Annotated in this window: 11 protein-coding genes; 8 read left to right on the top strand and 3 right to left on the bottom strand. The window is 47.7% G+C overall.

What is annotated here, in order from left to right; translation table 11 throughout:
* Positions 1-25: 25 nt before the first annotated feature.
* Together DC345_RS26895 and DC345_RS26890 are read right to left on the bottom strand one after the other, a co-directional pair.
* A complete protein-coding gene (locus DC345_RS26895) occupies positions 26-868 on the bottom strand; it encodes a hypothetical protein (protein WP_113055818.1) in 843 nt (280 codons plus the stop codon).
* 10 nt (positions 869-878) lie between these two features.
* Positions 879-2,870, bottom strand: a complete 1,992-nt coding sequence (locus DC345_RS26890) for a M1 family metallopeptidase (RefSeq protein WP_113055817.1) — start codon at positions 2,868-2,870, stop codon at positions 879-881.
* A 102-nt stretch (positions 2,871-2,972) separates the two neighbouring features.
* Between DC345_RS26890 and DC345_RS26885 the strand changes: the two genes are divergently transcribed.
* The gene (locus tag DC345_RS26885; protein ID WP_113055816.1) at positions 2,973-3,476 is read left to right on the top strand and encodes a YwhD family protein; all 504 of its coding nucleotides are present in this window, start codon (positions 2,973-2,975) and stop codon (positions 3,474-3,476) included.
* 146 nt (positions 3,477-3,622) lie between these two features.
* Here the strand turns inward: DC345_RS26885 and DC345_RS26880 are convergent, their stop codons facing one another.
* On the bottom strand, positions 3,623-5,701 hold the full coding sequence (locus DC345_RS26880; protein ID WP_113055815.1) for a transglycosylase domain-containing protein: 2,079 nt from the start codon (positions 5,699-5,701) through the stop codon (positions 3,623-3,625).
* 419 nt (positions 5,702-6,120) lie between these two features.
* Between DC345_RS26880 and speE the strand changes: the two genes are divergently transcribed.
* The 7 genes from speE to argS all read left to right on the top strand — a co-directional run bounded on the left by speE (position 6,121) and on the right by argS (position 14,220).
* Positions 6,121-6,948 carry a polyamine aminopropyltransferase gene (speE, locus tag DC345_RS26875; protein WP_064641349.1) on the top strand — a complete coding sequence of 276 codons (828 nt, stop codon included), beginning with the start codon at positions 6,121-6,123 and terminating at the stop codon, positions 6,946-6,948.
* Positions 6,949-6,962: 14 nt separating this feature from the next.
* Positions 6,963-7,832, top strand: coding sequence for an agmatinase (gene speB / locus DC345_RS26870; RefSeq protein WP_024628791.1), 870 nt, complete (start codon positions 6,963-6,965; stop codon positions 7,830-7,832).
* A gap of 836 nt (positions 7,833-8,668) precedes the next feature.
* Positions 8,669-9,856 carry a WD40/YVTN/BNR-like repeat-containing protein gene (locus DC345_RS26860; RefSeq protein WP_113055813.1) on the top strand — a complete coding sequence of 396 codons (1,188 nt, stop codon included), beginning with the start codon at positions 8,669-8,671 and terminating at the stop codon, positions 9,854-9,856.
* A 216-nt stretch (positions 9,857-10,072) separates the two neighbouring features.
* Positions 10,073-11,554 (top strand): alpha-N-arabinofuranosidase, encoded by a 1,482-nt coding sequence (locus DC345_RS26855; RefSeq protein WP_113055812.1) that lies wholly within the window; start codon positions 10,073-10,075, stop codon positions 11,552-11,554.
* 76 nt (positions 11,555-11,630) lie between these two features.
* Positions 11,631-11,852, top strand: coding sequence for a DUF6171 family protein (locus tag DC345_RS26850; protein ID WP_258530824.1), 222 nt, complete (start codon positions 11,631-11,633; stop codon positions 11,850-11,852).
* 266 nt (positions 11,853-12,118) lie between these two features.
* Positions 12,119-12,544 (top strand): YwiB family protein, encoded by a 426-nt coding sequence (locus DC345_RS26845; protein ID WP_063567645.1) that lies wholly within the window; start codon positions 12,119-12,121, stop codon positions 12,542-12,544.
* Positions 12,541-14,220: an arginine--tRNA ligase gene (argS, locus tag DC345_RS26840; protein WP_113055810.1), complete on the top strand. Its 1,680-nt coding sequence runs from the start codon at positions 12,541-12,543 to the stop codon at positions 14,218-14,220. The genes DC345_RS26845 and argS overlap by 4 nt, the downstream gene beginning before the upstream one ends.
* Positions 14,221-14,369 lie beyond the last annotated feature (149 nt).

Here is a 14,369-nt window from a genome sequence, read left to right as displayed (position 1 = left end):
TGGTAACAATTTTTAACTATGCACGTTAATCTTTGACCGAGTTGGACTGCCATAACCGGAAATGGGCGCATATTTTCCATAGGCTCAGCAAGCACCGGGCAAGTGGATACGTCTGTTGTAGTATAAGACCGGTTAAGCCCGTTAGTAACCATGAAGCTGAAGTAAAGGCACCAAATACCAGGAGATGAAGGCCACCCAGCAGGACAGCAATGCCGATTAGAGTGATGACCTGGCGTAGTGCAATCCATAGAGCTTGAAACGTACCACGTGCTCCGCCTTCCCCATCAGGTGCTGAGATACCAAACTGCATGTAGAGCAGGATATGATGGATAACCCACCCGTATACAATCCAACCAGCAACATAGGGAATACCAGGCAGGAGCAGATGGAGGGAATGAAAACCTTCCATAAGGATGGAATAAAGTTTTGGTGCGAGCCAATAAGCCGGTAGCAGCAGCAATAGGGTGCGAATGGTGTGGAGCAACAGCAATGGTTTCCACAAATTTTTGATGCCGCGAATGAATGGAATGCGCTCTTCCGAATGATTATAATGCTGGAGCGAATAGAGCAGCCCTGCCTGAATAAGAGGGCTAATTAGCATCCGTAGCAGCAGCATAGCCCCTAAAATCCATAAATAGCGATGGACCTCTGGATTCATAGTCAGGCCGAGTTGACTCTCCATTTTGAATAAAATCGTACTGAGTTCCCCTGTATCAGGGTCGGGATAACGCAGGAGCAGCGGGACCACAGCTGACTGAACCATTCGATAAAGAAAGTATCCCCATACTAATTGATAGAGAAATAAGAGTGCTGCAATAAACATATGTTGACGGACGAGAAACCAGCCTTCACGTATTTTCGCTTTCACTGTATCCACCTCACCATGACAGACTTCCGAATATGGCTTCTATAAGTTTGGTTGCGCTCATGCTCCAGCGGGATTTGGTTGGCTCATCCAGTCCGGCTCTCAGGAAATTGTTTATATGATGGTTCTCCAGCACAATTGTGTATAGCGGGTCAGTCATAGCCCAGGAAACAGGGGAAGTGTAGGTCAGTTTGTAGGTAATGCGCTCCTCGCTGCCATCCCATTCTTTCGTCATGGTTTTCCCGTCTTCGAACATAATTCGAACAGGCACCTTTTTATATTCACTGCCTTTTTTCTGGACTGTAATGGACGACTCGTACAACGTTTGACCGTCTTTTAGGATAGAATTGATTGCGATCTTCTCCACTGCAAAGTCAGCCATTCCGTCTCCGTATATATACTGATTGAAATAATCAGTCCAGGATGTACGGGTTACTTGCTCCACGACCTTTTGAAAATCAGACGAAGTAGGGTGCTTGAAGCGGTATTTCTTTACATAGGTCGAGAGAATACGCTCCATCGTTTTGGCACCAACCTGTTGTTCTATCCCGAGTAATACAAGCTTGCCTCGTGTGTATACGTTCGCTGCATATTGATTCTGGGAATCAAACTTCCAGGAGTCCTGTGTCAGTGAAGCTGGAGAAGTAATGAGACCTGATTGTACAGGCAGATTCGGGATAAGTCCGTATTCCTGTTCCATCACTTTGTCTTCTGCATAGGAGGTGAATCCTTCATCCAGCCAAGCCTCTTCAAATTCATTACTCGCGACCATGCCGTAAAAATACTGATGCCCGATCTCGTGCACAACCGTGCGTTCCAGATCGTAACCAGGTGCAGAATCATCCGCACCGAAGGCAGTGACCAAAGTAGGGTATTCCATTCCTCCTGCGCCATTCCCCGATTTGGGCGGGACAACGATGGACAGTGTGGAATACGGATAGGGGCCAAACCACTTGCTATAATTGGATAGCGCTGCTTTGGCGGCGTAGAAATAACGTTCCTTCAGATCCTGATGAGCAGGGTCGAGATACAGCTTGATTCGAACGCCTGGCACATTGGGAGCGGAGAAGGGCTCTTCCGCATAAACAAAATCAGGAGAGGCTGACCAGGCAAAGTCATGCACATCATCGGCATAGAACTGATATATTTTTTCTCCGTTCTTCACAACAGCTTGCTGGGTCGGGAAACCAGTAGCAGCTACTTTGTATGTTTCCGGTACCCGAATACGCACACTATAGATACCGAAATCAGCATAAAACTCTGAATTTCCATGATACTGATGCAGATTCCAGCCTTCGGTCGTCTGACCTCGTGTGCCTACTGGCTCATATACACTAAGTTTAGGGAACCATTGACCTGCCATTACAAAATTATCTGCCGTTCCCATGCGGGCAAAAATTTTCGGTAGCTTGACCTCAAATCGGGTGTGAAGCGTTATGCTTTCACCGCCTTTAACGGGTTTGGGCAGCCGTACCTTAATGAGGGTAGTATCTTTCATGTTTCCGTCATCCGGTTGCACATATTGCATCCGATGCAAGAGAGAAAGCCCGTCCTCTGTTTTCATTTCTGTAATATGCATGGAACCATAACCGTTCGTGGGCATGACATCACCACGAAGTTTCCCCCCGGATTCTTTCATAAAAGTGGTGTCAGCAGAAGAGAAGGCATTGGGATACATGTGAAAATAAAGCTCGCTGACAGTTTTCTTACCTGGATGTGTCCAGGTTATCGTCTGAGTCCCCTGAAGTACATTTCCGTCTACCAGCTTCACATCCATGTGATATTCCACTACGCGGTTGCTGAACACTTCAGCGGTAGGTGTTTGTATACTTTCCGGAGATGTTTGGGTTTTGACGGGTGCCGTAGGCTTGCCCGATTCTGGGGCGAGCGCAGGCAAGTCAGAATGAATGGAGCGTGTGGAACCCAGACCAAGCCATATCCCCCCGGCAACTACACACAGGGTTATAATTGCGGTGAGCCAGCTCTTGGCGCGTCGTGGAATCATCGTTAAATACCTCCCGTTGACAAGCATCTACAGCATGTATATGTTTGCATTGGGGCGATTATTAGTTAAAATATTTGTATCAACCCTTGGAGGCTATAAAACATGGACCAAAACGAGCAAAACGGCAAAAAACAGATTGCCTTGAATATCGTTAGTGCAAAGAGCAAACACAAAGGCTTCGGTGCAGGTTCCATAGATCTGAACAACCTGTCTCCAGTTATTATTGATAACGGAGAAGCTAAGATCGATATTGGTGCGATGCATGCAAAGAGTAAAGTGGAGCGCAACATCAAGTTCTCAACCAACCGTGAGGACGTACCCAATGGACGCCAGGTATGGCTGGTATGGGTAGCTGTGGACCGTAACGAACAGGGGCAGTTCTATGGTGGTGCAACTGCGTGTGAGATGTGGATTGATACAGAGGCGCGTCGTGGATGGAAACTGCTGGCCGATCATGTGAACCGCATGGATTATGCTATGAAGCGGCGGTTCATGCTGGATGATCTTGGACCTGAGGATCGCGCAGCACTCAAGACGCTGTTGATTACGCACAACGAAGAATGGTGGAACACTTCTCCGGATGAGTTGAAAGAGGCGCTCGCTTAATTAATGAATGTTCTAAGCTGTTCAAAAAAAGAAGAAGCAAAAGCCCCGTGACCGAGATAATCGGTTCGGGGCTTTTGCTTGTATGCTAAAATTGAATTTTGCGGATGCTGACGCAATTACGTCATTACGTATTTACGTCACTTTGGTTATTCAACCCACCAGCGTTTGAAATCCTTCCACCATGAATGTTTCTCTTCCTGTATGCCCTGCTGGTTTTGCACTTCGCGACTGTCTTTATCATTCTCTGAACCCGGATCGTCCGAAGCGCTGCGACAGACCTCGGTCGGTTCCGTGCCATCAATAAAAACTTCCAGCCGTTTCTCGGCACAGCCATTGCCAGCCAGTTTGCCGGATTCGGGATCGATATATACGCTGACAACGTTATCCGGTACGGTGAAAATCTTCGGCGGAACACTGGCGAGTGCCTGTTCCGTGAATTGGGCAAACATGGGTGCCGCACGACGCCCGTCGGATGTGGAAATAGCTTTGCCTTGATCGTAACCGACCCAGACAGCTGTTGAGAGCTCTGGAGTGAAGCCGACTAGCCAAGCATCCGTATTGGTTGTACCCGTTTTGCCGGCGACAGGTCGCTTAATGGTTGCAGATACTCGATTGCCCGTTCCACCATTTTCGAACACACTTTCCATCAGCCGTGTTAATACATAAGCGGCAGCGGGTTCAACGACCCTCTCGGCCTTGGTCTGAGGTGATTCATAGAGTACTCGTCCTGCGGCATCCGTCACTTGCAGAATGGCTACAGGAGGAGTTCTTTGGCCACCTGCGGCGATAGCGGAGAATGCTGAAGCCATCTCCAGTGGACTAACCGGTGAGGTGCCGAGTGCAAGGGAAGGTACCGGGCTCATATTGCTCGTAATCCCTAGGTTTTTGGCCATTTTCACCACTTGTTCAGGTCCAATCTGCATAATCGTATTTACCGCGTAGATGTTGTCCGAAGCGGCGATAGCCTGTCTCAGATCAATCTCACCTAAATACTTATCCCCGAAGTTGCCGGGTTTATAGGTCTTGCGATCATTGTCATAATGAAACAGGGTCGGCTCGCTTTTAAACATGGAAGCACTGGTGAGCTGTTTCGATTCCAGGGCAGCCAGATACATAATTGGTTTAAAAGCCGATCCCGGCTGGCGTGTAGTCGCCAGTACATGGTTAATCTGATTGGTGCGGTAGTTTTTGCCGCCAACCATCGCTTTGATGTATCCGGTACGCGGATCGATCGATACCAGAGCGGTTTCGAGCTCGCTTTTGGCGTCCATACCTTTGGCTACGGCGTCTTCCGCCGCTTTTTGCACACGCAAATCCAGCGTGGTGTAGATATTCAATCCTCCATGATCCAGCATCGCTTCGCTGATCCCCAGCTCTTTGATGGCCAAATTACGGATATAATCGCGGAAATAAGGTGCACTTTCCACGGTTTTGCGTTCACTTTCGGGTTTAAACGAGAGCATTTCCTCATAAGCCTTGTCTGCTTCCGCTTGCGTGATTTTGCCGATGTCAGCCATGGCATTCAATACAACCTTCTGCCGGTCCTTGGCGTTCTTCATATGATTATATGGAGAATAGTAGGTCGGCCCCTTTGGAATCCCTGCAAGCATGGCACTTTCGGCGAGCGTCAGCTGTTTGGCCGATTTGCCAAAATACATCCGTGAGGCTGCTTCGATCCCGTAGGCGCCGTGACCGTAATAAATTTCGTTCAGGTACATCTGCAGAATTTCATCCTTGCTGTATTTCATCTCCAATTGTGCCGTGTACATGGCTTCCTTGGCTTTGCGGGTCCATGTCTTTTCATGGGATAAATACAAGTTGCGCGCGAGTTGTTGCGTCAGTGTACTTGCGCCCTGGGACATCTGCATATGTTCCAGGTTGACGAGTACGGCCCGTCCCATCCCTCGGATGTCGAAGCCGACATGATCATAGAACTTGCGGTCCTCTACAGCAAGTGTAGCGTTAACCAAATCAGGTGAGATATCTCCCAACTGTACCGGTACCGAGTCTTTGCCGCCTGCCGAGAAAGTGGCAATGACTTCGCCCTGGCTGTCCAGCAGCCTGGAATTGCGATCGGAGTCCGCCAGTGGCAGGCTGGTGGCGTATAGATAGACCAATGCTGCTGCCATGGCGATTAGGCCTAGAATAGCGAGCAGAGAAAGGCTTTTGATGACTTTCCATATGCGGAACCCGCGTTTGCGGGTCTTTTGGTTTGATTGGGTCATGGAACGGGCTCCTTTCTTTTCTTTCCAGTATGGGAATTCAGTGACATGGATATTCAATCCGCCCGTTCAACGGGTTAAAATATAGCTTTTTTGCAGGAAAAAACCGTTTTGCAGTATAAACGTCAATCGCGTATAATGCAAAAGGGTAATGAAAAGTAACAGTTCGGCACAACATACAATAGGTAAGGAAGGTCGAACAGTACCCATTGTCAGTGATTGGATTCTTTGATTAGTCAGACGCTATGTACGCTCTGGTCAATTTAATCTATATAATGAAGTGAACCGCGGACCTTTCCCGCAGCCAGCAACCATAACGCTGTATGGCGCCGAACGCTGGACGTGCTTGAGCGAACCGGCAGCGCACCCGCGCGTTGTCAGGTATGGCTGATCATTAACTTTACGGAAAGAAGGTAGAGATCATGGAATTGTGGTTTACGGAGAAACAGACCCCCGCATTCGGAATCACCGCGAAGATTAAACAGACCTATGTAAGCGAAAAGACGGATTTTCAAGATCTGGCTATGGTAGAGACCGAAGAATTCGGAAATATGTTGCTGCTTGACGGCATGGTGATGACGACGGTGAAAGACGAGTTCGTTTATCACGAAATGGCGGCTCACCCTGCGCTGAATACACATCCGAACCCGAAAAAGGTGCTGGTTGTCGGTGGCGGTGACGGCGGAGTTATCCGTGAAGTCATTAAGCATGCTGCTGTAGAAAAAGCGGTTCTCGTCGAAATCGATGGGAAAGTGATTGAATATTCCAAAAAGTATCTGCCTGAAATCGCCGGTAAGTTGGACGAGCCTAACGTTGAAGTGCTGGTGAACGATGGCTACATGCATATTATAGAGCATAAAAATGAATACGATGTAATCATCGTTGACTCCACAGAGCCTGTAGGTCCGGCTGCTCCACTGTTTGAACGCGGTTTCTACCAAGGTATCTATGAAGCGCTGAGAGAAGACGGGATCTTCGTTGCTCAAACGGACAACCCGTGGTTCAAAGCGGATCTGATTCAAAAGGTAAATAAAGACGTTAAAGAAATCTTCCCGATCGTACATGTGTACGGTTGTAATATCCCTACGTACCCAAGCGGTCTGTGGACTTTTACAATGGGTAGCAAAAAACATAATCCGCTTGAGGTGGATGAGACGCAGATTCCAGAGATGGATACGAAATATTACTCTCCACGTCTGCACAAAGCGGCGTTTGTTCTTCCTAAATTCGTGGAAGACCTTACGAAATAAGGAGGAGTTATTAGATGAAATTGGATCAAGCTTATTCAGGTAACGTGTTTATTTGCAGTTCGGAGGACTATGAGAACTCAAAAGCGGTCATTTATGGTATGCCGATGGATTACACCGTCAGCTTCCGTCCAGGGTCCCGTTTTGGTCCTTCCCATATTCGTCAGGCTTCGGTTGGACTTGAAGAGTACAGCCCTTACCTGGATAAAAGCATTGTGGATATGACTTACTTTGACGCTGGGGATCTGCTTTTGCCTTTCGGTAACGCAGGACGCAGTCTCGAAGTCATTGGAGAATACATCGGTGGCCTGCTGGCTGACGACAAATTCCCAATTGGTCTCGGCGGGGAACACCTCGTCACTTGGCCTGTCATTCAGCAAATGTACAAAAAATATCCGGACCTTATCCTGATTCATATTGATGCACATGCGGACCTTCGTGAAAACTATGAAGGCGAGCCATTGTCTCACTCCACGCCAGTGCGTAAAGCAGCTGAACTGATGGGTGGCAAAAATATTTATCAGTTCGGAATTCGTTCCGGTTCCCGTGAAGAGTTCCAATTCGGACGGGAGAACATCAACTTCTATCCGTTTGAAGTGGCAGCTCCGATGAAGGAAGCTCTTCCGAAAATGGGTAACCGTCCAGTGTACGTTACAATCGATATCGATGTGCTTGATCCGTCTGCGGCTCCGGGTACAGGAACAGCAGAAGCGGGCGGTATTACGTCCAAGGAACTGCTTGAAGCCATTCACATGATCGCAGGATCAGATGTAAATGTGGTCGGTTGTGACCTGGTGGAAGTGGCACCGATTTACGATCCAACGGAACAGACACAGATTGTGGCTGCCAAGATGATCCGTGAAATGCTGCTTGGATTTGTGAAGTAATCGCAAAACAACAGCGTCCTCTGTCTGCGTCAGGTTGGAGCCTGCGTAGGAGAGGGCGTTTTTTTTTTTTTTTTTTGTGATTGCCTCCTGATCTCATTCGTGAAGTATAGGGTGATTGGGTTCGAACGTATACTAAAAAAGAGCCTTCACCGCGCCAACGGTAAAGACTCTTGGGACCGCGAAAGACTGTGGATTGCCACGGCGTGCAAGAATTAAATATTGCTATTCAAGCGAAACCCACCGTCAGGCTTCCGACCTTATGAGGTGGGTTTTGGCTTGCAATTCAAGCCCATAACATTGATTGTAGCACGTACGTTCCCGTACCTCTACCATTTGATTCCGCCCCCGCGTTAAGCGAAAACACGTATTTGGGATGAATCTATTTTAATACTTATGTATAATATGGAAATAGAGGAAGGGGTTTTTGTTATGCATGCAATCCGGGCTCAATTGAGTATGTATCCCAAATGGTTCATAGCGGTACTTATGATATTTACCATCAATCTTATATTAACAATGACTTTGTTCATCAATTTAACGTTAATACTGGCTAATCTCTCCATGTTATATGCTGCTTTTAGCGTCAAGACCCTTAAATACAATAAAATTCATTTTGTCCTGTGTCTTATTTTAAGTATCACTTTTGTGATTATTGCATTTAAGACATATCCCATTTAATTCAGCTCTTAGCAGAGATTAATGATGAATCACTCATCCCCATGAGAAAAAAATGTGGGCATGAGTGGTTTTTTAATTGCAATAATGTCACGCGAATTAAACAAATTGTTACGTTAAATCCTGCGTAATGGGGTAAAAACATAGAAGGAGGTGTCACAATGACAACAAAGAGCAGAATGACATGGAAACGGATTGGCGCACTCGCACTATCGGTAACATTGGCTTGGGGACTGGGACCGGTACATACTCTACCCGGCGCTAACGCTGCATCCTCCCCAACGTGTGGAAGTGGAGATCACGGATTAACAGCTACGTTGAAAAAAGGCAGTGGTGTGGAAGACCAACGACTGCAATTTACGGATATCGATTTTCTAAACAATACAACCGGACGGGCTGGTGGTGAAGGCTTCCTCATTGGCACATCGAATTCAGGCTGCACCTGGCAGTCCATCTATACGGGGCAATGGCAGTTCACACAACTTGATTTCCCGAATAATGTGAATGGATTTGCTTTGGCACAGGTAAAGGATTCTCCAACGACATATCTCATCCGCTCAACGGATGGTGGCGCACACTGGACACGGATGGATACTAAAGGGGTACAATTTAAACGTATTGATTTTCGCAATAAAAACGAAGGCTTTGGATACACCTATAATGGAGCTTATTTGACGAAGGATGGCGGTGAAACATGGAATCGAATCTCCACACCAGCCAATACACGCGGAGCTGTGTTCACGACAGAGAAGCAAGGTTATGCCATTGTGGTGGTTCCTGGTGCGGGTTACCGTATTATGCAGACAAGTAACGGCGGTAAGAACTGGACGCAATCGCTGAAGGTGGCCTCAACAACTTGGAGTGGTGGAGATTTATACGCAAGTGGTAACCAGGTATGGGCTCTTCTCTATGGCGACGCAGGGATGTCGCAGCAGTCGTATTCCCTCTACGCTAGCGGGAATGAAGGCAAGACTTGGAGACAGGTCTTTGCTCAATCGACAGCAGGTGGTGGCCCGGCTCCAGGTGCAAGCAGCACAGGGAATGGAAAAGGCCCCGCAGACCCAGGGGGTCACCCAGGGAACATGGCGTTGATCGGTAATCAGACGGCCTATCTCTCTGCAGGGTCACCTGCAGCAGGCAAAGTGGGGATTGGGCGTTCTTATGATGCAGGTTCCACGTGGAAAAATATCGACCTGAAAGATTCAGGTTATAGCTCTCGCATTTCGTTTCCTTCTGCCAAAATAGGTTGGCTCGTCGTAACAAGCGACAATTCACCTGCGATTTATGAGACAACAGATGGTGGAACAACATGGAAGCAAAAAATGTTTTTGCCCGCTGAAAACGAGTAAATGGCGTCATGCCATGGAATAATTTTAAGGCGATTTCAATCTAAAATGGTATAAATCTTAACTTGTTTGGCCTGATGAGGCCAGCGAAAAAAAACAAGCCTTTTCCGGACAAATGAAGCCGGAAGGGGCTTGTTTTGGCTTAAATAAAAACGGTTGAATACTGTTCAGAAACAAGTTATTGTAAGCGATAACAATATTATTTGGGAGGTTGAAATTATGGTTGATGTTATTTTAAAGGCTGATTCGGAACAAGGATTAATAAATCGCAATATATATGGTCATTTCTCAGAGCATCTGGGACGGTGTATCTATGAAGGCATCTGGGTGGGGGAGGACTCCCCTATTCCCAATACGGAAGGTATCCGAAATGATGTGCTTAATGCACTGCAAAAACTCCATATTCCCGTACTTCGCTGGCCTGGTGGTTGTTTTGCCGACGAATATCACTGGAAAGATGGCGTAGGTCCAAAAAGTGAGCGCGCCCGGATGATCAATACTCACTGGGGCGGGGTAGAAGAGAATAATCATTTTGGTACGCATGAATTCCTGAGACTATGTGAGCTACTTGATACGCAGCCATATATCAGTGGCAATCTGGGGAGCGGTACAGTGCAGGAGATGCAGGAATGGGTGGAGTACATCACGTTTGATGGAGAATCACCGATGGCGAACTGGCGGAAGAGCAACGGTCGTGAAGAGCCGTGGAAGCTGAAATACTTTGGTGTGGGGAACGAGAACTGGGGATGCGGCGGTAATATGCGTCCGGAATATTACGCAGATGAATACCGTCGTTATGCTACATATGTACGCAATTATTCTGGAAATGAAATTTATAAAATTGCATGTGGCCCCAATGACAACAACTATCACTGGATGGAGGTGTTAATGCGGGAGGCTGGTCGTTTTATGGATGGAATCAGCCTGCATTATTACACCATTCCAACTGGTGAGTGGGCAGATAAAGGTCAGGCTACAGGTTTTGGAGAAGCTGAATGGTTCACCACATTGAAAAAGACGCTATATATGGAAGAGTTACTTGTGAAGCACTCCGAGATTATGGACAAATACGATCCTGAGGGCAAAGTTGGTATTATCGTGGATGAGTGGGGAACGTGGTATAACGTTGAGCCAGGTACTAATCCAGGGTTCCTGTATCAGCAAAATACGATGCGTGATGCTGTACTTGCAGGGATCAATCTGAATATTTTTAACCAACATAATAAAAGAGTGCATATGGCCAATCTGGCCCAGATCGTGAATGTGCTCCAGGCGTTGGTTTTGACAGAAGGAGAGAAGATGCTGCTTACCCCTACATATCATGTGTTCGATATGTATCAGGTGCACATGGACGCGCAGCGGTTGGAACTGAATTACGAGAGCCCTGGATACACTTTCGGAGAAGAGACCATTCCTCAACTGAGTTTGTCGGCTTCTCGCAGCAATGATGGCGTTATTCATGTGACGGCGTGTAACCTTAGTCATACGGATGAGCTTGAAGTGGTTTGTCAGATTGATTCAACGGACGCTTCTGCTGTATCGGGACGAATTCTGTATCACGCAGATTATAGTGCATTTAATACATTTGAACAGCCCGATCAGGTTAAACCTGAGGACTGGAAGGGGATTACACTCGAAAATAACAAACTGCGTTTTGTACTGCCTCCGGCCTCGGTTGGCGTGGTCGCTATAAAGGGATGAACAAATGGATTCATCTGTGCATAGTAGAAGTGCTGGGAATCGGGAACCATGCAAGGGATGTAACGATCAATATGATGTGAAGATTAGTGAATCCAAGATGGCCCGGCTCGTGGAGCTGGCCTCACGCTCACGTCCAGCCGTCGAGGATGCTGAATATGAGCGTCGGTTGTCCACTTGCTCTGATTGTCCAGGGTTACAATACGGTACAACCTGTCGTTATTGTGGTTGTCTCGTACAGGTGCGCGCCAAGCTGGTAGAGTCGACCTGTCCGTTTCCATATGAGCCGCGATGGACCTGATCCAGAAACGTATTTCTTTATTAATGAAGCAAGGCAGAGCTGCACTTTACAGGTGTGGCTCTGCTTTTTTTGGTGCTGATGGGCAAAAACTCTGAATTTGGATTTGAATTGAGCGGGTGAACTGGATATAGTTATACAGTAGAGTGTAGGATAGCGAGCTATCCGGGAATATGAGCGCGTATAGCGGCACAACAATACAGGAAGGGCTGTTCTCACCGGCCGTGCCTGATTTTGCGTCGCCTCGAATATAATGGAGGTTAACATTCATGTCGAACATGCGACCGGTTCAGATCCGGCTGCACAGCCGTTATGAAGGTGAAGATGTACTGCAGGAAATGCAGGGTGAAGCCGTATTGAAGGGATCTGTGCTCTATGTACGTTATGAAGAGCCACAGGCTGGCCCCGAGGGCGGTATTACCCGAACAACATTGAAGCTGGGCGGACAATCCATCAAGATTATACGTCACGGCGAGGTGGAATCGGAGCAAACATTTGAGTTAAACCGGAAGCTCCCTGGTTTTTACCGCTCGCCGTATATGTCGTTTGCCTTGTCCACGCATACACAGGAGCTGGAACTTTCCATTCAGGGATTGAGCGCACGCGCAGCGTGGAGCTATGACTTTTACCGCTTTGACGAAGAATCCGGACATTTCGCGATTAGTTTGCATATACAGGAGGAACCAATTTCATGACACGTAATCCATTAGATACGATTAACGAACGGGTAAGTACAGCCATCGGCAATGCCATTGTGACTGCTGGCATTGTTTCGCAGGAAGATCTGCCGACCATCACCCTTGAAGTACCACGCGAGAAAACACACGGCGATTTGGCGACCAATGCCGCTATGCAACTGACCAAGATTGCTAAGCGTAATCCACGCCAGATCGCAGAAGAGATTATTGCCAATCTCAACCTGACTGAAGCTGGAATCGAGAAAGCGGAAATTGCCGGACCGGGATTCATTAACTTTAAGTTGGACAAGAGTTATCTCTACCCTGTGCTGGGCCTTGTACATGAGCAGGGTGAGAATTATGGAAGAATCAATGTTGGTGAAGGGCGCAAGGTCGAGATGGAGTTTGTCAGTGCCAACCCGACAGGCAGTCTGCATCTGGGCCATGCGCGTGGAGCGGCTGTGGGTGATGCGCTTTGCAACATCCTCGACTATGCCGGATATGATGTAACACGTGAATATTACATTAATGACGCGGGTAATCAGGTATTTAATCTGTCTCGTTCCATTGAAGCTCGCTATTTGCAGGAACTGGGCCAAGACGCAGAGATGCCGGAAGACGGTTATCATGGTGAGGATATCAAAGGGTTTGCCAAGGAGCTAGTGGCTGAGAAAGGCGATTCTTTACTGTCCATGCATCCAGGTGACCGTGCAGCTTATTTCCGCGACTTCGGTTTGGAAAAAGAATTGGACAAGATCAAACGTGATTTGAATCGCTTCCGCGTCAATTTCGACATCTGGTTCAGCGAAACATCACTGTATGATAACGGAGAAGTATTGCGTGTACTTGACGAATTGCGTGATCGTAATGAAATCTATGAGCAAGACGGAGCAACTTGGTTGAAAACAATGCAGTATGGTGACGATAAAGAGCGTGTTTTGATCAAAAATGACGGTACGTACACGTACCTTACACCGGACATTGCTTATCACCGTGATAAATATGCGCGTGGATACGACACGATGATTAACATCTGGGGAGCAGACCACCACGGTTATATTCCGCGGATGAAAGCGGCCATGAAAGCACTGGGCAACGATCCTGAGAAATTGGTCGTGCTGATTGCACAGATGGTGAGCTTGTTCCAAAACGGCGAGAAAGTGAAGATGTCCAAACGTACAGGCAAGGCAGTGACGATGGAAGATCTGATGGACGAAGTAGGCATTGATGCCATTCGTTACTTCTTTACCATGCGCAGCATGGACTCTCATCTGGACTTTGACATGGACCTCGCAATTTCGACGTCTAATGAGAACCCAGTATTCTATGTACAATACGCTCACGCTCGGGTATGCAGCGTATATCGTCAGGCAGAAGAACAAGGCATTGAGCTGTTGCCTTTGGCACAGATCGACCTCTCGAAGCTGACAACGGAACATGAATATGACCTTCTTCGCAAAATGGGTGAACTGCCTGAAGAAATCGCGACTGCTGCTACGGGATATGCGCCGCATCGTATTGTTCGTTATGTATATGAACTGGCATCCCTGTTCCACAGTTACTATCGTGCAGAGCGCGTCATTACTGAAGACGCAGGACAAACCCAGGCGCGTCTGGCGCTGATCGGTGCTGTTCGCACCGTCATCGCAACAGCGCTTCGTCTGGTGGGCGTATCCGCACCGGACAAAATGTAATTCGAGCCCTGGCGGTGTGCAACCGCCCTATGGCTTTGACAAAAAGTCTCCATGCACCACGCTTGCAATGCAGCGTGGACATGGAGACTTTTTGCTGTGCCCGCGGCCGAGTTCATACGGCCCCGAGGCACCCAGATCGAGCGCTGCCT

It is taken from the genome of Paenibacillus taichungensis, from assembly GCF_003287275.1.
Taxonomy (GTDB): Bacteria; Bacillota; Bacilli; order Paenibacillales; family Paenibacillaceae; genus Paenibacillus; species Paenibacillus taichungensis_A.
Note: the sequence above shows the minus strand (reverse complement) of the source record. Positions and strands in the feature narration are given on the sequence as shown.